General features: G+C 54.9%; 21 protein-coding genes and 1 pseudogene. 18 read left to right on the forward strand and 4 right to left on the reverse strand.

Annotation, left to right across the window (positions count from 1 at the left end; translation table 11 throughout):
• Positions 1 to 108 precede the first annotated feature (108 nt).
• The gene (locus tag AC222A_RS06075) at positions 109 to 1,308 is read left to right on the forward strand and encodes a CaiB/BaiF CoA transferase family protein (protein ID WP_486774745.1); all 1,200 of its coding nucleotides are present in this window, start codon (positions 109 to 111) and stop codon (positions 1,306 to 1,308) included.
• Complete coding sequence (locus tag AC222A_RS06080) at positions 1,308 to 2,234, forward strand: hydroxymethylglutaryl-CoA lyase (RefSeq protein ID WP_486774746.1); 927 nt, start codon at positions 1,308 to 1,310, stop codon at positions 2,232 to 2,234. The genes AC222A_RS06075 and AC222A_RS06080 overlap by 1 nt, the downstream gene beginning before the upstream one ends.
• Positions 2,235 to 2,265: 31 nt before the next feature.
• Here AC222A_RS06080 and AC222A_RS06085 read toward each other — a convergent pair whose 3' ends face one another.
• Complete coding sequence (locus AC222A_RS06085; RefSeq protein WP_486774747.1) at positions 2,266 to 5,403, reverse strand: efflux RND transporter permease subunit; 3,138 nt, start codon at positions 5,401 to 5,403, stop codon at positions 2,266 to 2,268.
• Positions 5,404 to 5,405: 2 nt separating this feature from the next.
• Positions 5,406 to 6,647, reverse strand: coding sequence for an efflux RND transporter periplasmic adaptor subunit (locus AC222A_RS06090; RefSeq protein WP_372748423.1), 1,242 nt, complete (start codon positions 6,645 to 6,647; stop codon positions 5,406 to 5,408).
• Between the two features lie 228 nt (positions 6,648 to 6,875).
• Between AC222A_RS06090 and AC222A_RS06095 the strand changes: the two genes are divergently transcribed.
• The 3 genes from AC222A_RS06095 (at position 6,876) to AC222A_RS06105 (ending at position 8,951) form a co-directional block, all read left to right on the forward strand.
• Positions 6,876 to 7,334, forward strand: coding sequence for a MaoC family dehydratase (locus AC222A_RS06095; protein ID WP_372748424.1), 459 nt, complete (start codon positions 6,876 to 6,878; stop codon positions 7,332 to 7,334).
• 106 nt (positions 7,335 to 7,440) lie between these two features.
• On the forward strand, positions 7,441 to 8,283 hold the full coding sequence (locus AC222A_RS06100) for a peroxiredoxin family protein (protein ID WP_486774748.1): 843 nt from the start codon (positions 7,441 to 7,443) through the stop codon (positions 8,281 to 8,283).
• Positions 8,280 to 8,951 carry an NUDIX hydrolase gene (locus tag AC222A_RS06105; protein WP_486774749.1) on the forward strand — a complete coding sequence of 224 codons (672 nt, stop codon included), beginning with the start codon at positions 8,280 to 8,282 and terminating at the stop codon, positions 8,949 to 8,951. The genes AC222A_RS06100 and AC222A_RS06105 overlap by 4 nt, the downstream gene beginning before the upstream one ends.
• 57 nt (positions 8,952 to 9,008) lie before the next feature.
• Here the strand turns inward: AC222A_RS06105 and AC222A_RS06110 are convergent, their stop codons facing one another.
• Both AC222A_RS06110 and AC222A_RS06115 read right to left on the reverse strand, forming a co-directional pair.
• Positions 9,009 to 9,584, reverse strand: coding sequence for a lytic transglycosylase domain-containing protein (locus AC222A_RS06110; RefSeq protein ID WP_372749426.1), 576 nt, complete (start codon positions 9,582 to 9,584; stop codon positions 9,009 to 9,011).
• A 7-nt stretch (positions 9,585 to 9,591) separates the two neighbouring features.
• Positions 9,592 to 11,316 (reverse strand): proline--tRNA ligase, encoded by a 1,725-nt coding sequence (locus tag AC222A_RS06115; protein ID WP_372759439.1) that lies wholly within the window; start codon positions 11,314 to 11,316, stop codon positions 9,592 to 9,594.
• Between the two features lie 86 nt (positions 11,317 to 11,402).
• Between AC222A_RS06115 and AC222A_RS06120 the strand changes: the two genes are divergently transcribed.
• The 13 genes and pseudogenes from AC222A_RS06120 to tolB all read left to right on the forward strand — a co-directional run bounded on the left by AC222A_RS06120 (position 11,403) and on the right by tolB (position 21,323).
• Complete coding sequence (locus AC222A_RS06120) at positions 11,403 to 11,807, forward strand: HIT domain-containing protein (RefSeq protein ID WP_372759440.1); 405 nt, start codon at positions 11,403 to 11,405, stop codon at positions 11,805 to 11,807.
• Positions 11,808 to 12,035: 228 nt separating this feature from the next.
• Positions 12,036 to 12,488 (forward strand): HU family DNA-binding protein, encoded by a 453-nt coding sequence (locus tag AC222A_RS06125; protein ID WP_372749423.1) that lies wholly within the window; start codon positions 12,036 to 12,038, stop codon positions 12,486 to 12,488.
• A gap of 140 nt (positions 12,489 to 12,628) precedes the next feature.
• Entirely contained in the window at positions 12,629 to 12,889 is a 261-nt protein-coding gene (locus AC222A_RS06130; protein WP_372798192.1) for an FmdB family zinc ribbon protein, read from the forward strand.
• Positions 12,890 to 12,924: 35 nt separating this feature from the next.
• Positions 12,925 to 14,700 (forward strand): annotated as a pseudogene (gene aspS, locus AC222A_RS06135) (aspartate--tRNA ligase).
• 3 nt (positions 14,701 to 14,703) lie between these two features.
• Positions 14,704 to 15,450 carry a YebC/PmpR family DNA-binding transcriptional regulator gene (locus AC222A_RS06140; protein WP_372750313.1) on the forward strand — a complete coding sequence of 249 codons (747 nt, stop codon included), beginning with the start codon at positions 14,704 to 14,706 and terminating at the stop codon, positions 15,448 to 15,450.
• 67 nt (positions 15,451 to 15,517) lie between these two features.
• Positions 15,518 to 16,045 carry a crossover junction endodeoxyribonuclease RuvC gene (gene ruvC / locus AC222A_RS06145; RefSeq protein ID WP_372760409.1) on the forward strand — a complete coding sequence of 176 codons (528 nt, stop codon included), beginning with the start codon at positions 15,518 to 15,520 and terminating at the stop codon, positions 16,043 to 16,045.
• Between the two features lie 9 nt (positions 16,046 to 16,054).
• Positions 16,055 to 16,654 carry a Holliday junction branch migration protein RuvA gene (ruvA, locus tag AC222A_RS06150; RefSeq protein ID WP_372750315.1) on the forward strand — a complete coding sequence of 200 codons (600 nt, stop codon included), beginning with the start codon at positions 16,055 to 16,057 and terminating at the stop codon, positions 16,652 to 16,654.
• A gap of 89 nt (positions 16,655 to 16,743) precedes the next feature.
• Positions 16,744 to 17,793 carry a Holliday junction branch migration DNA helicase RuvB gene (ruvB, locus tag AC222A_RS06155; RefSeq protein WP_372758609.1) on the forward strand — a complete coding sequence of 350 codons (1,050 nt, stop codon included), beginning with the start codon at positions 16,744 to 16,746 and terminating at the stop codon, positions 17,791 to 17,793.
• The gene (gene ybgC, locus AC222A_RS06160; RefSeq protein ID WP_372758608.1) at positions 17,793 to 18,194 is read left to right on the forward strand and encodes a tol-pal system-associated acyl-CoA thioesterase; all 402 of its coding nucleotides are present in this window, start codon (positions 17,793 to 17,795) and stop codon (positions 18,192 to 18,194) included. The genes ruvB and ybgC overlap by 1 nt, the downstream gene beginning before the upstream one ends.
• 1 nt (position 18,195) lies before the next feature.
• On the forward strand, positions 18,196 to 18,879 hold the full coding sequence (gene tolQ / locus AC222A_RS06165) for a protein TolQ (RefSeq protein WP_372782744.1): 684 nt from the start codon (positions 18,196 to 18,198) through the stop codon (positions 18,877 to 18,879).
• Between the two features lie 10 nt (positions 18,880 to 18,889).
• Positions 18,890 to 19,309 (forward strand): protein TolR, encoded by a 420-nt coding sequence (gene tolR / locus AC222A_RS06170; RefSeq protein WP_372749777.1) that lies wholly within the window; start codon positions 18,890 to 18,892, stop codon positions 19,307 to 19,309.
• 2 nt (positions 19,310 to 19,311) lie between these two features.
• A complete protein-coding gene (tolA, locus tag AC222A_RS06175) occupies positions 19,312 to 20,046 on the forward strand; it encodes a cell envelope integrity protein TolA (protein ID WP_486774750.1) in 735 nt (244 codons plus the stop codon).
• Complete coding sequence (gene tolB, locus AC222A_RS06180; RefSeq protein ID WP_372749779.1) at positions 20,043 to 21,323, forward strand: Tol-Pal system beta propeller repeat protein TolB; 1,281 nt, start codon at positions 20,043 to 20,045, stop codon at positions 21,321 to 21,323. Before tolA ends, tolB begins: the two co-directional genes overlap by 4 nt.
• Positions 21,324 to 21,340 lie beyond the last annotated feature (17 nt).

Genomic DNA, 21,340 nt, shown 5'->3' on the forward strand with positions numbered 1-21,340 from the left:
TGATGCTATGCTAGCATAATAAGCTATAAAGTAATAACATTATATCTTTATGGCGTTACATGGCAAGTCCAGCGCCGAACACCCTGATAGTAAGGAAAGGGCAAACTGATGAACAAACCACTTGCGGGCATCCGCGTCCTCGATCTGACACATATGCTGTCCGGACCCTTTTGTACCATGACCCTGGCTGATCTCGGGGCAGACATGATCAAGGTGGAACCGCTGTCCGGTGAAGGTACCCGTAAACTGCTCGCCACCGATCCGCGAAACTCCATCGACGGTATGGGTGCTTATTTTATTACGCTGAATCGCAACAAGCGCACGATGTCGATGGATCTTAAAACCGAGCGCGGTCTGGAGCTGTTTTATGAGCTAGTGGCCAAGTCTGATGTGGTGATCAATAATTTTGCCGCGGGTGTGCCATCCAAGCTGAAGATAGATTACGAGCACCTGTCCAAGATCAACCCGAAAATCATTACCTGCTCGATTACCGGTTTTGGCGAGCAGGGACCGGGCGCGACGCGTCCGGCCTTCGACCAGGTAGCGCAGGCCTTTGGCGGCGGCATGTCCATTACTGGTGAAGATGCCGCTCACCCCATGCGTGCTGGTATCCCCATTGGCGATCTCGGTGGTGGCATGTTTGGCATTATGGGTGTGCTAGCCGCGTTGGTAGAGCGCGACCGGTCAGGTGTTGGGCAGCACATTGATATTTCCATGCTGGATGTGCAGATTTCGCTGCTTAACTATATGGCGACCATGTATTTCCTGTCAGGTGATGACCCTCACCCGATAGGCAACAGCCATTTTGTTCATGTGCCTTACAACAGTTATCCCACTGCCGATGGCCACTTGGTGATCTGCGTGATTACCGACAACTTCTGGCAAAATCTGAAACAGGTGGTTAACTGTCCGGGGTTCGATAAGCCTGAATACGATGGCCAGCCCGGCCGCCTTGCCGACAAAGCGTACATTGATTCTACCCTGGCAGATATCTTCAAGCAGGACACCACCGATAACTGGCTGACCAAGCTTAACGAAAAGCGTATCCCGGCGGCGCCGGTAAACACCTTTAGTCGGGCGTTGGCAGATGAGCAGGTGCAGTATCGCAATATGGTGGTTGAACTTGGTCACCCGTCGGGCAAATCCACCAAAGGTCCGGGTTGCCCAATCAAGCTGTCACGCACCAATGAAGAGAGTTATAAGCCGGCTCCTTTGCTCGGTGAAAATACTGATGAGCTGATGCGTGAAGTACTGGGTTACGACGAAGCCAGTACGGCTGAACTGAAAGCGAGCGGGGTGATTGGTTAATGATGAAAGAAAAAATAATCATCAATGACGTAGGGCCACGTGATGGACTGCAAAACCAGGAAAAGATTCTTACGCCGCAGGAACGCGTTGCGCTGATTGAAAAGCTGATAGAGGCGGGCGTGCGCCATATTGAAGTTGGCGCGTTTGTATCTCCCAAGGCAGTGCCGGCGATGGCGGGAACAGATCTGGTGGCGGCTCAGTTACCTGTCAGCGATAGTTCTAGTGAGGCGTTTGGCTTCTCCGCATTGATCCCAAATCGCAAGGGTTACGACCTTGCCAGGGCGGCAGGCATCAACACAATGGGGCTGGTAATCGCGGCCAGCAATACCATGAATGAAAAGAACGTGCGCATGACTACCGAACAGGCGCTGGCCGTTTGTGAGGATGTGCTAGCGCAGGCAAAGTGTGATGGTGCAAATGTGGTTGCCTACGTTGCCACTGCTTGGGAGTGTCCATTCGAAGGCATTGCCGACGAACAGGCAGTGATCGAGATTACCGGCAAACTGTTCGACTATGGTGCGAGTGAAGTGATACTGGCCGACACCATTGGGGCGGCCTCCCCGGGTCAGGTGAAATCACTGATGACCAAACTGGTGGCTGCTTATGGCGCAGAAAAATTGTCATGCCATTTCCATGACACTCGAGGTATGGGGGTTGCTGATGTGTATGCGGCCGTGGAGTGTGGCATTCGCAAATTTGATGCGTCTATTGGCGGTCTGGGTGGGTGCCCGTTCGCGCCGGGCGCCTCGGGCAATGTGGCCACAGAGGATGTGGTATTGATGCTCAATCAGATGGGTTTTGACACGGGTATCGATCTGCTGAAGCTGTCAGCGGCTGCGGATCTCGCGGCTGAGCTCACGGGCAATTGCGACGGCGGCCACGCGGGGCGCTGGATTAAGCGACAGATAGAAAAAGCCGCAGGCTAGTGGCGGCTCATTATCCAGGGAAGTGTGGGTTTTAGCTGGTAGCGGTTTCCACTTCCAGCGGCTCTTCCCTGGTTCCCAGAGTTTTGACATCCTCAAGGATTACGTAGAGGCAGGGAATCAGTACCAGTGTGATTACGGTGGCGAAAATAATGCCAAAGCCAAGTGATACCGCCATCGGAATCATAAATTGCGCTTGCACGCTGGTTTCTGCCAGCATCGGCGCCAGACCGAAAAAGGTGGTCAGTGACGTGAGCATGATGGCGCGATAGCGCTGGGTGCCGGATTGCACTACCGCTTCTATGACGGGCGTGCCATTGGCGATTGCACGGTTGATAAAATCCACCATGATCAGGCTGTCGTTCACGACCACGCCGGACAGGGCAATAATGCCGAAAAACGACATCATATCGATGGGTAGCCCCATCACCAGGTGGCCTACCAGTGCGCCGATAATGCCGAAGGGGATAACACCCATAATGATAAGTGGCTGCAGATAGGATTTTAGTGGCACCGCAAGCAGTGCATAGATGCCAAACAATGCCAGCGCCATGCCGACAAACAGGCTGCCGAAGACCTTGTTGGATTCTTCCGTCATGCCGTCTACCTTGAAACTCAGTCGTGGGTATTTCTGGGTCAGCTGTGGCAGAAAGTTATCTTTCAGGTCGTTAGCGATGTCGTCGGGAGAGGCGTATTTGCGATCGACCGCCGCACCGACGGTGACTGCGCGTTCGCCATCTATTCGAGTAACCTTGGTAAAGCCGGGCTCGATGTTAGCATTAGCAAGAACCGTGAACGGTATGGTTTCGCCATTGCGGGTGCTGAGGTAGAGGTTTTCCAGATCCGAAATGGCGCGACGTTCGTCGCGGGGCAGACGCACCATCACTTTGACTTCATCGTTACCGCGCTGCATGCGCTGGGCCTCGACGCCATAGAAGGCGTGTCGCACCTGAGTGGCAATATCTGAAAGTGTCATGCCAATGGAGTCCGCCATGGGTTTGGTGGTAAGCACCACTTCGTCCTGCGAAACTTCTGCGCTATTGCGAATATCGTAGGCGCCGTCGTAGGTTTCCAGTTTGGCGGCAAACTCTTTGGACGCAGCTTTAAGGGTGTTGTCGTCGCTGCTGATCAGCTTGAACTGAACATCCTGTCCGCCGCCCATATCTTGCGCGGTTGAAACCGAAATGACCCGGGCGCCGGGCACATTGCCGATCTTGTCGCGCCAGAGTTCGGATAGTTCATCACTTTGCAGTGTACGTTCTTCGGCTTTGGTCAGCTCTGCCATGAAATTCACAAAGCGACCGTCATAGGCATAGGCAAAGACGTGTTTGACCAGGCCATTCTGGTTGCCGGTGTTTTCTATATATTCGTTATTGACCGCTTCAAGCGCGGTGGCGTACTGACGGTAGCCGGCCAGTAACTGTTCTTCGGTGGTGCCCTCTACCATCTCCAGTGAGGCCTGAACAAAATCGTTGGGCAGTGCTGGCAGGAGTACCAGACGAACAAGCCCCCCTGCTACCAGGCCGACTGCGAGAATCATGGCCGCCACAAATACCGATGTAGTGATGTAGCGTGCGGCGATGGCGCGAATCAGGAAGGGCTGGTAAATGGTGCGAATAAAGCGTTGCAGGATGCCATTACAGGTTTGTTGCAGACGGGTAGTCAGCGCGAAAAACCCCTTGCTGGAAGGCTTGGAATGAATCAGATGCGCTGGCAGGATCAGCTTTGATTCGATAAGCGAAAAGCTCAGGCAGCACAGAACGACCCACCCGAAAGAGGCCGGGAACGGCGCGAATACCCCTTGGGCAAACAAGGTTGGCAAAAATGCCATGATGGTCGTCAATACACCAAAGGTTGCCGGGGTTGCTACGCGCTTAGCACCCGCGATAATCGAGTCGGTGCTATGGCCGTACTTTTCAGAAAAGTTGCCGGCACTCTCCCCGATAATAATGGCATCGTCCACCACGATTCCTAACACCAATATAAACCCGAACAGACTGATCATGTTCAGGCTGATATCGATCATCGGTGTGCTCATCATGGCAAATGTGCCGAGGAAGCACAGCGGCAAACCAACCATGACCCAGAACGCCAGTTTGATATCGAGAAACAGCGTGAGCACGATAAACACCAGCAGCGCACCCATGCCCAGGTTTTTCAGCATCATGGACAGCCGGCCTTCCAGGTAATAGGTGGCGTCGGCCCAGTAGTCGATATTGACGCCCTGAGGCATCTGATTGCGTTTGCGCTCTACATAGGCTTTTGCAGCATTGGCAACTTCCAGCAGGTCTTGATCGCCAACCGCGTACACGGTTACGCCCATGCTGAAACCGCCATCGAACAGCGAAAACCCGGTGGATTCTTCAAAGCCGTCGTTAATGGTGGCGACGTCGCCCAGTGTGAGCCGCGTACCGTCCGGGAAGTTGATTAATGGAATGCGCTCAAATTCGTGCTGCTGGTAGGCCTGACCTTTGGTGCGGAGCATGATCTCGCCGGTATCGGTTTTAATGGCGCCGCCGGGCAAGTTGAGAGATGAGCTGCGAATCGCACTGGCAACATCGGCCAATGTCAGGTTGTATTTCAGCAGGGTTGCTTCGGGCACTTCTACTGACACTTCGTAGTTGCGGCCGCCAAACACTTCAGCGACACGAATTTCCGGCAGCTGCAACAATTCGTTTTTTACCTGGTCGACCAGAGATTTCATATCTCGTTCGGAAAGGTTGCCCCATATCTGGATGTTGGCCGCGTGTTCGTGAAACTCCAGATGCTTGATGATGGGTTTTTCAGCTTCTGCCGGGAAAGACGATATGCCGTCGACAGCGCTTTTGACTTCGTCTAGCACCTTGTCGATGTCGGCTTCTTCGTCCACGCGCAGGGAGATCATTGCAACCGACTCCTGAGAGACAGTCTGAACCTTTTCCAGGTCATTAATGTCTTTCAGGGATTCTTCGATTTTCAGCGCGATACCCAGCTCGACTTCTTCGGGAGAGGCGCCGGGGTAGGGTACGGTAATTTGGATGGTGGCTGATTCAAACTTTGGCTGCATGACCTTGGGCAGCGTGAGCAGTGCGGCGCCGCCAGTGCAGAAAATCAGGATCATCAGCAGATTGGCGGCCACAGAGTTGCGCGCGAACCAGGCAATCAGACCGCGCTGGGTATCGATACCTTCCATTGTTACACGCCTTTATTGGTTGCGCTGCGCTTCTCACGCGTGACGGATTTTTCGCTGAGCAAGGTGCTGGTTTTGATCGAACTATTCAGTAGCACCTGCGTGCCAGCCACGGCGAAGGGGGCAGAAGAGAGGGAGACCCGTTCACCGGATTCCAGGCCCTGGTAGATATACGCCAGCGCGCCATCAGTTCTGAGCAGCTTCACCTGGCGGTTGATGAGGCGGTTACTGTCATCGACTACCCACACCTGGTTGCCTGTGCGAAGGATGTGGCGGGGCAGTACGACGATATCGGAGATGGTCTTGCCGGCTATGTTGGCCTGCACGAAGGTGCCTATCCGCAGCGGTGCTTCACGCGGGGTTTTCAGGCCGTAGGGATCATTGATTTCCGCCACGGCGAACAGTACTCGACTGCGTTCGTCCAGAACGCCCTCTGTGCGTACCAGTTGTGCCTGCCATTCGTGGATCTGATCACCTTGCGTTGTACTCAGGGTGACAGAGGGCGCTGTTGTGAGATCGCCGTTGATGGCTGGCAGGTTCACATAGTTGAGACGGTCGTCTGGAATGGGCAGCCGAACCTCTGCTACATCGACGGCGAAGGTCTTGCCGAGTTGGGTGCCTAGCGTGACGTACTGACCGATATCGACCTGCTTTTGCTGAACCATGCCCGCGTAGGGCAGGCGAATGGTCGTGCGATCCAGATCATCCCGGGCGCGAATCAGGTCGGCTTCAGCTGAATCGAGTCTGGCTTGGGCTTCGGCCAGTTGCGGTTTGCGCTGTGCCAGTGCGTCGGCTTCACCATTGCGTTTTACACCGTTGGAAAACTTGAGCCAATCGCGATAGGCCACTTCGGCGCGCCCTTTTTCAAGCGCCAGGTTGCTGCGGGCGCTGGCGACAGCGGCTTCAGCGCGTTTTAGTTCTGCGCGGTAGTCGCGATCATCAATTTGCAGCAACATGTCGCCGGCTTCAAAAAAACCACCGGCTTTGAATTTGGGAGAAACCTTCACTACCCGCCCGCCCACTTCGGCGATGAGAATGGTCTGGGTCCGTGGGCTAATGGTGCCCTGGGATGACACCGAGACGGGTACGTCCTGCTTTACTACTTCGGCGACGTCTACGACCAGCGGCGTCGCTTCGATCTCGACTTTTGCCGGCTCCGGACGGTTTAGATAGAGGGTCACGGCGCCCGCTATGGCCAAGCCGAGGATAACGGCTGAGATGAAAAAACTCTTGAACAATTGGCCCACGGGACGCTCTCGGAAAAATTCATTTTAATACAGTGCGTTATAGCACGGTCAGCAGGGGTGATCATTACCGGAGGCTTACCGACTAATTACCGCTTGCGCAGGCTATTGTACGCGCTATTGCGAGGCGGTGCCGCTGTTAGGCTGGAATGGCAAAAACGGACGATATTCGCTATTAGGTGCCGGTGTTATAGTGCTGCCCATCTGAAAAACAGCATATAGGAAGGGAGCATGACCAGAGTTTTCAAACACCCGGCCGACCTGAAGGCCGCCGCTGGCGAACATCTTGGTTACAGCAACTGGCTGGAGATTGACCAGAATCGCATCAACCTTTTTGCCGAAGCAACCGGTGATCACCAGTGGATTCACGTTGATCCAGAGCGCGCCAAGGACGGGCCTTTCGGTAAATGTATCGCGCATGGCTATCTGACCCTGTCGCTGGTGAACCAGTTTCTGCCAGAAATCATCGATGTGCAGGGGATTTCCATGGGCGTGAATGTCGGCTGCGAAAAAATCCGCTTTCCGTCTCCGGTGCCTGTCGGCTCCAAAGTCCGGGGCAGTGGTGAGCTGGTGTCGGTCGACGAAGTAAAAGGCGGTATTCAGTCGGTGGTGCGCGTTACCGTTGAGATAGAAGGGCAGGATAAACCCGCCTGTGTGGTGGATACCATCAGCCGCTACTTCCCTCAATAGTCCGGCATATTGGGGATGTCTGCGGCGCGCAGCGGCGCCGCAGACAATTGGCAATAGCCCGCACAGTCGGGAATAATGAACCCATAACGATAATAGGGGCTGGCCGATGCATTCGCTGAAACGCTATTTTGTAGTGCCTTATCTACTCGCTTGCATGTTAAGCAGTGCACATGTGCTGTGGGTGCTCGTTGCGCAGCAGCCGGCAGACCCTGCCTGGTATGGCGCGGCACTGGCGCTTTGGCCCATGCTGGGCTTTATGATTTACCTCGGCGTATTTTCCCGTGCGCGTACTTCAGCGCTGATGCCCTGGCAGCTCGGGGCGGTTGCGTTGGCTGCAGTGATCAGCTTATTGGGCGAGCGGCCGGCACTGGCCATGATTTATGTCTGGTTGCTCGGCGTGGTTGGTGTGGTCGCCTATGTGTTCTGGTATTCCCGCCTAGGGCGCGATCCTAATCGCGTGCTGGTTAGAGGTGAGAAACTTCCGGCGTTCGAGTTGGAGGATATTGAGGGCAATGCGATATCTTCCAGCAAATTCCTAGGCCGTAAGCTGTTGCTGCTGTTTTATCGGGGCAACTGGTGCCCTTTGTGTGTTGCCCAGATTAAAGAAATCGCTGGGCAATACCGCGAGCTGGAGCAGCTTGGGGTGACGGTTGTGATGGTCAGCCCTCAGCCCCACAAGAAAACCCGCGAATTGGCTCAAAAGTTTGATGCGCCCATGCAGTTTTGCGTGGATCGTAATGCTCGAGCAGCCAAGACACTGGATATCTTCCATCGAAACGGCATTGCTGCTGGTGTCGGAGGCTACGGGGCCGATACGGTGCTTCCCACCGTGATCATGACCGATGAAGAGGGTCGCATTCTTTATTGTGACCTGACTGATAATTACCGTGTAAGACCTGAACCCGCCGAGTTTCTGGCGGTATTGAATGGCGGAGCTGCAAACGCATGACTGATAAGCCCCTGATTCGACCTGCTGCGACATTGGTATTGCTGCGCGAGCAGGCCAACACACTTGAAACCCTGCTGCTGCGTCGTAAAAGCAAAAGCGGAAAGGGGGCGTGGGTATTTCCCGGTGGGGTGGTGGAAAAGCAGGATGCCAGCTGTGATAACGAAGAAATTGCGGCCCGTGCGGCTGCTGTGCGAGAGACGCAGGAAGAAGCAGGCATTAAAGTCGCGCCTGAGTCGCTGCAACTCATTTCTCACTGGACAACACCTGATGCACCGGAGGTGTCTAAAAAGCGTTTTTCTACCTGGTTTTTTCTCAGTGCTCAGTCAGTCGGCGAAATCGTGGTAGATAACCAAGAGATCGATGCCTATCGTTGGTGTGCGCCGTCTCAGGCGATTGACGACCACCGGGCGGGTGAACTGAAGATGCTGCCTCCGACCATTGTTACCCTGACTGAATTGGCCGCCTGCCGCACCACCGCTGAGGCAGCAGCCTTCTATCAGCAGCGCCAGGTGCCTTATATTGAGCCGCGAATGACCAGCGTGGATGACACAATCTGTATGCTCTACGCCGGAGATGCGGGATACGAAATTGGCGATGGGTCAGTACCGGGCGCGCGCAATCGCTGTTGGCTGGAAGGCCATAGTTGGCGTTATGAATTTCAGGGGTAGGCGCACTGGCTCGTAGCTAGTGCTCCTGACCCGCGAACGCTAGCTGTCTATCACAAGTTACAAATTTCCCGCACGCCAGCGACGGTCCCAGGCGTCCATTACGCGCCGTGGATACCAGTATTTTCCATAGCTGCCGTTATAGCGTGCCAGCGCATGCATCAGGTTACCTTTTTCCTTTTCCACATAGAATTGCAGAATCCGGCAGCCATAGCGCAAATTGGTGTAGGGATCGGTGAGGTTGTCTTCGGGGCGACCAATTTCGTTTTTCCAGAAGGGCATTACCTGCATCAGGCCCTGGGCGCCAGCGCTGGACACGGCGAACCGGTCAAACGCACTTTCCACTTCGATCAACGCCAGTACCAGGTCCGGTTTCAGATTGGCTGCCTGCGCTTCCTGGTGCACTGCGCGCAGCAGATCCAGGCGGTGTTGGGGATCGTCGATGAAGCGTTCGAGGCGGCCCGACATATCCAGCAGCCAGACTTCTGCGTCGAAGCGGTCTTTGAAGCTACTGGCTTCGTTGATGGTATCTAGCAGGAAGGCGCGTAGCTCAGCGCCTTCCTGTGTGTCCGGTGATATCTGCGCCTGCGCGGCCCCTGTTAGTGCCAGTACAAGCGTCAGAAACAGTCTGGACAAGGAGCGGCTACGCAGCAGCCAGTTTTTCCTTAATAAAGCTAACAACATTGGTCAGGCTTACATCCTCGTTAGCATCGGCGCGGCGATGGCGGTATTCCAGTGTACCTTTTTCCAAACCGCGATCGCCAATAACGATGCGGTGGGGAATGCCCATCAGTTCGATGTCGGCAAACTTCACGCCGGGGCGTTCATTGCGATCGTCCATCAACACGTCGATACCGGCAGCGCTGAGTTCCTGGTAGAGCTTTTCGGTCGTCTCTTTTACCTGTTCGGATTTCTGCATATTCAGCGGCACGAGTGCCAGCTGGAAGGGGGCAATGGCGTCTGGCCAGATAATGCCCTGAGCATCGTGGTTCTGTTCGATGGCGGCGGCGACAACGCGGGTCACGCCAATACCGTAGCAGCCCATGGTCACGGTCGATTCTTTACCGGACTCATCCAGTACTTTGGCGTTTAAAGCTTCGGAATACTTCAAGCCCAGCTGGAATATGTGCCCTACTTCGATACCGCGCTTGATCGATAGCGTGCCTTTGCCGTCCGGGCTCGGATCACCGGCTTCAACATTACGGATGTCGGCTGTTTGTGGCAGTGCGCAGTCGCGTTCCCAGTTGGCCCCAGTGTAGTGATAGTCATCCTCGTTGGCACCGCAGACAAAGTCGGTCAGGGTAGCGGCGCTGCGATCAACAATGACCGGCATTGATAAACCAATGGGGCCGATCGAACCGGCGCTGCAACCAAGCGTTTTCTTTATATCTTCTTCGCTGGCCATCGTGAGCGGAGCCAGTACGCCGGGCATTTTCTCGGCTTTGACCTCATTGAGTTGATGATCGCCGCGCAGTACCAGCGCTACCAGCCCCGCTGCTTCACCTTCGTCGTTAACCCCTTTGACCAGCAGCGTTTTCACTGTGCGAGAGGCTTCCACTACCAGTGCTTTGCAAACCTCCTCAATGGTTTTTACTGCTGGAGTCGATACCTTGCTCAGCTCTTGGCCCGGTGTTGTGCGCTCACCCAGAGCTACCGCCTCGGCCATTTCGATATTGGCGGCATAATCGCTGCTGTCGGAGAAAGCGATATCGTCTTCTCCGGAATCGGCCAGTACGTGAAATTCGTGGGAGCCGGTGCCCCCGATTGAGCCGTTGTCAGCAATAACCGGGCGAAAATCCAGGCCAATCCGATCGAATATGGCGCAGTACGTGCGGTACATCAGTTCGTAGGTATCTACCAGTGATGCCTGGTCCAGATGGAAGGAATAGGCGTCTTTCATGATGAATTCGCGCGAGCGCATGACGCCAAAGCGGGGGCGAATCTCGTCGCGGAATTTGGTTTGAATCTGATAGAGGTTAATGGGCAGCTGTTTATAGCTGCGGATTTCGTTGGCCACCAGGTGCGTGATGACCTCTTCATGTGTTGGTCCCAGGCAGAAATCGCGGTCGTGGCGGTCTTTAATTCGCAGCAATTCCGGGCCGTATTGCTGCCAGCGCCCCGAGTCTTCCCAGAGTTCAGAAGGTTGCACCACGGGCATTAGCACTTCCAGTGCGCCACTGCGGTTCATCTCTTCGCGGATGATGGCTTCGACCTTTTGTAGTACCCGAAGGCCGGCCGGCAGCCAGGTATACAGCCCGGAAGCGAGCTTGCGAATAAGTCCCGCGCGCAGCATAAGTTGGTGGCTGATAACCTCTGCGTCGGCAGGGGTTTCCTTTTGGGTGGCAATAAGAAATTGACTGGCTCGCATGGGACTCTTAGCCTTGCTGGATAAATTTGCCGCATTTTACACGCTTCCCCTATGCGATTGTTAGGGGCTGACCAGCAGGAGATGAGATGTTTCAACTGGATGAGCGATTGGCTGCCGACACGGTAGTGCTGGGTGACTTGGAATTGTGCCGGGTATTGTTGATGAATGATGCCCATTATCCGTGGGTGATTCTGGTGCCTCGGCGCGACAATTTGCGGGAAATCTATGAAATGTCGGATGCGGACCAGCAGCAATTACAGATGGAGTCGAGTCGCGTTGCTGAGCGTATGTCGGCGCTATTTAACGCTGAAAAAATGAATATAGCGGCATTGGGTAATATGGTTCCGCAATTGCACTTGCATCATATTGCCCGCTTTACCGACGATGCCGCTTGGCCAAAACCGGTGTGGGGTGTCGTGCCTGCAAAGCCTTATTCAACAGATGAAATGAAGGAGCGTGTGGCTGCGTTGCAAAAAGCCCTGTTTGACTGAAATTGAGCAGTGTTTTTTCAAACGCTGCTGTGAACGGCGCTTATTAGACGCAAATAGCTCAAAATTTAATCCTTTTTTTCCGAAAAACCCTTGTATTGCAGTGCGGGATGGCTTATATCTTCGGCAGGCTCTATATATGCAGTGTGAAATCACCAGATAGCACCCAGTATGAAGGCCTAACGACCTGTCGGGAAAACCTACTCAAACAACAAAACGGAAAGTTCACATATGGCGAAGAAAGCTGCTCCCAAGAAGAAAGCACCGGCCAAGAAAAAGGCTGTTGCTAAAAAAGCACCTGCCAAGAAGGTAGCTGCTAAAAAAGCACCCGCTAAAAAGGTAGCTGCGAAGGCTCCCAAGAAAGCGACTGGACCAATCAAAGAGAAAATGACCAAGAGTCAGATTCTCAATGAGATTGCTACAGCTACCGAACTGAATCGCAAGCAGGTATCTGCGGTGATGGACGAGCTGGAATCTCTGATTGCTCGCAGCGTGTCCAAAAAAGGCTTGGGTGAGTTTACTGTGCCCGGTTTGATGAAAGTGGTAACCGTGAAGAAACCTGCCCGCAAGGCGCGCAAGGGTATCAACCCCTTCACTGGTGAAGAGACCACCTTCAAAGCTAAGCCTGCCAGCATTGCTGTGAAAGTGCGCCCTCTGAAGAAGCTGAAAGAGTACGCCTCCTGATTGATTGCCGGCCCCTCGGGGCCGGCTTCTCCCCCTGATTCACTCCGGCATTTATCCCTCCCTGTTGTTTACGGTATAATCCGCGTCCATTTTTGGGGCATCCTCCCCCATAAGCCCATTGAAGTAGCGAGGACCTCGTTATGCCAATTTATGAATATAAGTGTGATGACTGCGCTCACGAGCTGGAAGCAATCCAGAAAATGAGCGATGACCCGTTGGTGGATTGCCCTCAATGCAATAAACCAGCCTTGAAAAAGTGCATTTCTGCGCCAGCGTTCCGCCTGAAGGGTGGTGGCTGGTATGAAACCGACTTCAAATCCGGTAATCGCAAGAACATAGCCGGCGATAGTTCGGGTAGTAGTGCCGGTGCCTCCAGTGGCAGCAGCACCGACGCCAGCTAATTGCTGGCAAAACAGACTCAAACAGGACAGAACGAATGCGAAGCCATTATTGCGGTACTCTCCGCAAGGAAGATATTGATCAGGAAGTTACCTTATGCGGTTGGGTAGATCGGCGCCGGGACCACGGCGGCGTAATCTTCCTGGATCTGCGGGATCGCGATGGCATCGTGCAGGTGGTGTTTGACCCCGATACCGAAGAGCATTTCCAGCGGGCCGACAAGGTTCGCAGCGAATACGTGTTGCAGGTGAAAGGCCGGGTACGGGCCCGTACCGAGAGCACTGTGAACCCCAATATGGGTACGGGCGAGATAGAGGTGCTGGGTAAGGAGCTTGAGATCCTCAATGCCTCTGAAACACCTCCGTTCCAGCTTGATACGCACACTGATGTGGGTGAAGACGTGCGTTTGCGCTACCGTTTCCTCGACCTGCGCCGTAACGATATCGCTGACAAATTGCGCCTGCGTTCGCGCATCACCTCGATTCTGCGCAATTACCTGGACGGTAACGGTTTTCTCGATATTGAAACACCGATCCTGACGCGCGCTACACCTGAAGGTGCTCGCGACTATCTGGTGCCAAGCCGTACCCATGCGGGCAAATTTTTTGCGCTGCCCCAGTCGCCACAACTGTTCAAGCAGCTGCTGATGGTGGCGGGGATGGACCGCTATTACCAGATTGCCAAATGCTTCCGCGACGAAGATCTTCGCGCTGATCGCCAGCCAGAATTCACCCAGATCGACCTGGAAACCTCCTTTATGGATCAGGACGAGATCATGGCCATCACCGAAGGCATGATCCGTGAGCTGTTCCAGCAGGTATTGAACGTGGACCTGGGTGAGCTGCCGCGTATGACATACGCTGAAGCTATGTAGCGCTTCGGCAGTGATCGCCCGGATTTACGCATTCCGTTGGAGCTGACCGACGTTGAAGACTTGATGAAGCAGGTGGACTTCAAGGTCTTTAATGGCCCGGCCAATGATCCCAAGGGTCGCGTCTGCGCCCTGAAAGTGGCTGGCGGTGCCAAGCTCTCGCGCAAGGAAATTGACGAATACACCAAATTTGTCGGTATATACGGCGCCAAAGGTTTGGCCTGGATCAAAGTGAACGAGCTGGCCAAGGGTGTTGAAGGCCTGCAGTCGCCAATTCTTAAGTTCATGCCGGACGACATCGTGTTGCAGATGATGGAGCGTCTGGCGGTAGCCGACGGTGATATCGTGTTCTTCGGTGCCGATAAAACCAGCGTGGTTAACGAGGCTCTGGGCGCGCTGCGCGTAAAGCTGGGCGAAGATCTGAACATGATCGAGCGCGAGTGGGCGCCGCTGTGGGTGGTGGACTTCCCGATGTTCGAGGAAGACGGCAACGGCAACTGGACCTCGCTGCATCATCCGTTTACTGCGCCAACCTGCACGCCAGAGGCGCTGGAAGCAGATCCCGGTGCAGCCCTGTCAAAAGCCTATGATCTGGTGTTGAACGGCACAGAGTTGGGCGGCGGCTCCATTCGTATTCATAAAAGCGACATGCAGCAGGCGGTATTCCGCATTCTGGGTATTGGCAAGGAAGAGGCTGACGAGAAGTTTGGCTTCTTGCTGGATGCCCTGAAATACGGTTGTCCGCCTCATGGTGGCTTGGCCTTTGGTCTTGATCGCATCGTCATGTTGATGACCGGTGCAAAATCGATTCGCGACGTCATTGCCTTCCCGAAAACCCAGACGGCGGCCTGTCTGATGACCGACGCCCCCGGCACGGTGGAAAGCAAGCAGCTCACCGAGCTTAATATCCGTCTGCGCAAAACTGAGGAAAAACAGGGGTAAACCATGGCGGGTCACAGTAAATGGGCCAATATCAAGCACCGTAAGGCAGCTCAGGACGCCAAGCGGGGCAAGGTCTTTACTAAGATCATTCGTGAAATTGTGGTTGCCGCCAAACTGGGCGGCGGCTTGCCGGAGGATAACCCCCGGCTGCGCGCGGTGATGGACAAGGCTCTGGCCGCCAACATGAAGAAAGACACCATCGAGAAAGCAATAGCTCGCGGTACCGGTGATGGTGATGACAGCAACTACGAAGAAGTGACCTATGAAGGTTATGGTGCTGGAGGTGTGGCGGTATTGGTTGAATGTATGACCGATAACCGCAACCGGACTGTCGCAGAAGTGCGCCACGCCTTCAGCAAGCGCGGGGGCAACTTGGGGACAGATGGATCGGTTGCCTACCTTTTCAGTCGCGTTGGTCAAATAAGCTTTGAGCCCGGTGTGGACGAAGATGCACTGATGGAAGCCGCTCTGGAAGCCGGTGCCGATGATCTGGTGACCAATGATGATGGCTCTGTCGACCTTTACACGCCTTGGGAAGATTTCACGGCGGTCAAAGACGCGATTGTTGCAGCGGGATTTGAGCCGGCCAATGCCGAGGTGACGATGCAGCCATCGACCACGGTCGAGCTTGATCAGAGTGGCGCAGAAACCATTCTCGGGCTGATTGATATGCTCGAAGATCTCGATGACGTGCAAAACGTCTATACCAACGCCGATATCCCTGAAGCAGTGCTGGAAGCGCTTTCCTGATACACTTCCCTGCATAGTTATAATCAAGGCGGGCCTGCTAAAAGGCCGGCTGTCGCAGGCGGTGGCAATGCGCATTATTCTGGGGATAGACCCCGGCTCAGTAAAAACCGGGTTTGGCCTGATTGCCTGTGAGGGCAGCAAGCACACCTATATCAGCAGCGGCGTGATCCGCCTGCCCGTTGGCCCCCTGCCTGCCCGTCTGAAAGTTATTTTCGAATGTATTTCCGAGATTGTGACCGAGCACCGCCCCACCGAAGTGGCGGTGGAAGAAGTATTTATGGCGAAAAGTGCGGGTAGCGCGCTCAAGCTTGGTCAGGCGCGCGGTGCGGCAGTAACCGCCTGTGTCAGCCGCAATTTGCCGGTCGCCGAGTACACTGCCCGCCAGATCAAACAATCGGTGGTCGGTACTGGCGCTGCCAATAAAGAACAGGTGCAGCATATGGTAAAGACGCTATTGTCGCTGCCGGCGGCCCCGCAGGAAGATGCGGCAGATGCGCTGGCAGCTGCCCTGTGTCATGCCCACAGTCAGCACAGCGTGAATAAATTGAATCAGCCGACGGTGCGCGGCCGTATGCGCCGTGGGCGTTTGTCGTAAGGAAGGTAAATGATAGGTCGGATCCGTGGAACCCTGATTGAAAAGCGCGCACCTGAAATTCTGGTGGATTGCGCTGGCGTTGGCTACGAGGTGCTGGTGCCCATGACCACGCTCTACCAATTGCCTGAGGTGGGTGCCGAAACGACTCTGCTAACACACCACGTTGTTCGCGAAGATGCCCAGCAATTATTTGGCTTTATCGATCACTCTAGTCGCGCCCTGTTTCGCGACCTTATCAAGGTGAACGGCGTTGGCCCCAAGCTGGCGCTAACAGTGCTGTCTGGGGTGGATGTTGGCGAGTTTGTAGCGCTGGTGCTGGCGGGTGATGCGGCCTCGTTGGTGAAATTGCCCGGGGTTGGCAAGAAGACAGCCGAGCGCCTGGTGATAGAAATGCGCGACAAGCTGAAAGACTATGAGCCGGCGGCAGGTGCATCGACTGCGATGCCTGCGGCATTGAAGGTGGATGCCGCCAGCGAGGCTGAAGAGGCCCTGATTGCTCTGGGCTACAAACCCCAGGAAGCCGCCCGCGCCATTGCCGCGGTGGACGGCGACGGTCTTGTGGTGGAAGACTTAATTCGTCAGGCCTTGAAGGCTATGATTAGCAAATAACTCCTCTCCTTTGGGGAGAGGGCCGGGGTGAGGGATAATGCCACTTGCCGCAACCCGTGTTTCAGTGAAGCAGTGTCCCAGCGAATACCATGATAGAAACAGACCGACTAATAGCGCCCGAACAGCAAGATCCCCAAGAAGAAAACTTGGATCGCGCTATTCGCCCGAAAACCCTGGTGGACTATGTCGGTCAGGAAGCCGTGCGCGAGCAAATGGAAATCTTTGTCAGCGCCGCCCGCAAGCGCAGTGAGCCCCTCGACCACACCCTGATATTTGGCCCGCCAGGCCTGGGTAAAACCACGCTGGCGTCCATTTTGGCTAATGAAATGGGGGTTTCCCTGAAAACCACCTCAGGACCTGTACTGGAAAAGGCGGGTGACCTGGCGGCACTGATGACCAACCTTGAGCCGGGCGACGTGCTCTTTATCGACGAGATTCATCGTCTCAGCCCCCACGTGGAAGAGGTGTTATACCCGGCGATGGAGGACTACCAGCTCGATATCATGATTGGCGAAGGACCGGCAGCACGCTCCATCAAACTTGATTTGCCGCCGTTTACGCTGGTCGGGGCCACCACTCGTGCGGGGCTTCTGACCTCGCCGCTGCGTGATCGTTTTGGCATCGTGCAGCGTCTTGAGTTCTATCAGGTGAAAGATCTGACCCACATCGTCAAGCGCTCGGCGGGTATTCTCGGCATTGGCATTGACGATGAAGGTGCGCTTGAAATTGCACGCCGCGCGCGGGGCACCCCGCGTATCGTCAACCGGCTACTGCGACGGGTGCGCGACTATGCAGAAGTAAAAGGTAACGGTTTTATCGACAGCGCTATAGCAGACCGTGCGCTGGATATGCTGAAGGTGGACGCGCTGGGGTTCGACCGCCTTGACCGCCGCTTGCTGATGGCCATGATTGAGAGGTTTGATGGTGGCCCGGTGGGGGTGGATTCGCTTGCTGCGGCCATAAGCGAAGAGCGCGGCACCATCGAAGATGTGTTGGAGCCCTATCTGATACAGCAGGGCTATATTGTGCGTACTCCACGGGGTCGTATGGTGACCCAGAGCGCCTACCGTCATTTCGGGCTCAAGTTGCCGCAGTCGCAGGATCAACTCCCGCTGTCTGATAGACGGGGTGAGGATTAATGCGTGAATATTCCCTGCCGGTCAGGGTTTATATCGAAGATACTGACGCCGGTGGAATTGTCTACTACGTTAACTACCTCAAATTTATGGAGCGAGCCCGCACCGAATTGATGCGCGCGGCTGGCTACGGTAAAACAGCCATCTTCAGTCATGACAGTATGTTTGTGGTGACTGAGACCTCGATCAAGTATCTGAAGCCTGCCACCCTCGATGATGAACTTCTCGTCACGGCCGCAGTCTCTGAGGTGCGAGGTGTCACGCTCACCTTCGAACAGACAGTGAGACGTGGTGCTGAATTTTTGTGTAATGGTACGGTTCAGGTGGCCTGTGTTGATCGACAGAGCTTGAAACCCCGCAGAATTCCTGCTGATATGCGCGCGCGATTGGACAACGGAGAATAAAGTGAACCACGAACTGACGATAATGGATCTGATTCTGAATGCCAGCCTGTTTGTACAGTGCATTATGGGCATTCTGGTGCTGGCATCGGTGGTGTCCTGGTTCATCATCGTCCAGCGTTGGTCCTACTTTAGTGCAGCAGAACGGGCTTACCGGCAGTTTGAGCAGCAATTCTGGTCTGGTGTTGATCTGGGTGAGCTCTATCAGGAAGGCTCCGGCAAGGCGGAAAAAGGCTACCGTGCGATTGGTATCGAGAGCATTTTCCGGTCGGGCTTCAAAGAATACAGCCGCCTGCGACGCAAGAACGCCAGCCCGGAGGTGATCATGGATGGCGCAGAGCGAGCCATGCGTGTGGCTATGTCCAGAGAAGATGACAGCCTTGAGCAGAACCTGCCTTTCTTGGCAACGGTGGGCTCCACTAGCCCCTATGTTGGTCTGTTAGGAACTGTGTGGGGCATCATGGGTTCATTCCAGGGCTTGGCGACTATGCATCAGGCAACGTTGGCGGTAGTCGCTCCAGGTATCTCTGAGGCGCTGGTCGCCACAGCGATGGGCCTGTTTGCGGCAATTCCAGCCGTTGTGGCCTTTAACCGCTTTTCTGCCAAGGCTGACTCGCTGGAAAACAAATACCAGACCTTTGCCGAAGAATTTTCCAGTCTCCTGTACCGTCAGGTACACAGCCGCTGAGGTTTAAGCCATGAAAGCTTCGCGTAAGAAACGTAAGCCAATGGCGGACATGAATGTCGTACCTTATATCGACGTTATGTTGGTTCTGCTCATTGTGTTTATGGTGACCGCGCCACTGCTGATGCAGGGCGTTCAGGTTGAGCTGCCCAAGGCGCCGGCTGAACCTATGGGTGAGCAGGATGATGAGCCGCTAATCGTATCGGTCAAGGCGGACGGTAGCCTCTATATTAATATGGGTGACTCCGAAAAGGCGCGGCCGCTCGAAGATATCGCCGAGCGCGTGCGTAAGGTCATGAAACAAAAGCCGGAGACCAAGGTGCTGGTCTGGGGTGATCAAGCGGTTCGTTATGGCGAGGTGGTAACCTTGATGGCGGCTCTGCAAGGCGCTGGAGCCCCCTCTGTCGGCCTGGTTACCGAGAACCCACGATAGTCATGTGGCGCTCTTTCTTTCTGCCGCTTCTGATAACGCTGTTAATGCATGGTTTGGGTATCATGCTGCTCATTTTTGGCTTGCCTTCACCTGAAGACAAGCTGCTGACGCGCCCGATGCCCACCTTTGTGAATGCTGAGCTGGTGGTGCTGGAAAAGCCGAAACCTAAGCCAGCGCCGAAGCCGAAACCCGAGCCCAAACCGGAGCCCAAGCCGGAGCCAAAGCCGGAGCCAAAGCCGGAGCCCAAACCCGCCCCGAAGCCAGAACCCAAGCCAACGCCAAAACCTGACCCCAAGCCCAAGGTGGATGAGGAGGCGAAGCGCAAGAAGGAGGCGGCGGAAAAAGCTGAGCGGGAACGTCGTGAACAGCAGCAGCGGGAATTGATGAATGCCCTGTCCGAAGATGAGGCTTTGCTTGAGGCCCAGGAAAATCGGCAGGTGGCTGCAAGCTATGAGGCGAGGATCGCGCGCGCGGTAAGCATGGCATGGAGTCGGCCGCCGAGTGCACGTAATGGGATGCGGGTTAAACTTCGAATTAAGCTGATCCGTACCGGCGAAGTGATCGATGTACAGGTAATAGAAAGCAGCGGCGATACGGCATTTGATCGTTCTGCTGTACGTGCGGTGCAAAAGGTAGGAGGGTTTCCTGAGCTTCAGGAGATCCAGGACTACCAGGTTTTCAAACAGTATTTCGAAACATTTATTTTTGAATTTCGACCGGAGGATTTACGGCGATGAGAGTGTTGCTGGCCTGTGTGCTGCTGTTCAGTTCCCTCGCGCATGCGGGGCTGACCATTGAAATTACCCGGGGCAGTGATAAACCTGTGTCTATCGCCATTGTGCCATTTGGCTGGGAGCCGGGTGTGGTTATGCCGGAGGATATAGCCACAATCGTCGGCTCCGATCTGCACCGAACCGGGCAGTTTCAGCCCATGCCGCCGGCAGACATGCTGGCCCAGCCAAAGACCGAGCAGGAGGTGTACTACCGCGACTGGCGCTCCATTGGGGTGGATTATCTGGTCATCGGTAAAACGCGTACCAGCGAGTCGGGCGGGTTTGTGGTGGAATACAGCCTGTTTGATGTAAACCTTCAGCGCAAATTGCTGACCGGCGAGGAGCGGGGTGGCCGGGCGAACACGCGCGACATCGCCCACGCCATAAGCAACCGAATATATGAAAAAATCACAAACATCAAAGGCGCGTTTGCCACAAAACTGCTGTATGTTTCTGCGCGCAGATTGCAAGGGAATGAGCAGCTCTTCCGCCTGGTAATGAGCGATATCGACGGGGCGCGTGAGCAGGTGCTGCTGGAACAGAAAGAGCCGATACTCGCACCGACTTGGGCCCCGAATGGCAGGTTGATTGCGTATGTGTCGTTTGAGACAACGCGTCCAGCGATATACCTGCATAACCTGGATACGGCTCAGCGCGTCCAGCTCACGAACTTCTCGGGTATCAACGGCGGCCCGGTTTGGTCGCCGGACGGTAAGTCGATGGCGATGGTATTGTCCAAAGACGGGAACCCGGAGATCTACGTGATGGATCTTGCAACAAAGGCACTGAAGCGAGTGACCAATCACTTCGCGATTGATACAGAGCCGGACTGGATTGACAACGATTCGCTGATATTTACTTCGGATCGGGGTGGCAAACCACAGATTTACCGGGTTGAACTCGGCTCGGGGCGGGTTCAGCGCGTGACTTTCGAGGGTGATTACAATGCCCGCGGAAGAGTGATGGAAGGTGGTCAGGGCATCGTGATGGTGCACCGCGTAGATGGTAAGTTCCATATAGCGGTGCAGGATTTGAAGCGCAATCGTGTTTCCATCCTGACCGAGACCACGATGGACGAGTCGCCGAGTATGGCACCGAACAATACCATCCTGCTTTATGCCACCAAATATCAGGGGCAAGGCGTGTTGGCGGCGGTGTCAGTAGATGGCAATGTGCACTATCGGCTGCCGTCCAATTATGGAGATGTTAGAGAGCCGGCTTGGTCGCCGTTCTTGCAGTAGTTTTTATGGTAAATCTC

The sequence above is a fragment of the Litorivivens sp. genome (assembly GCF_057445395.1).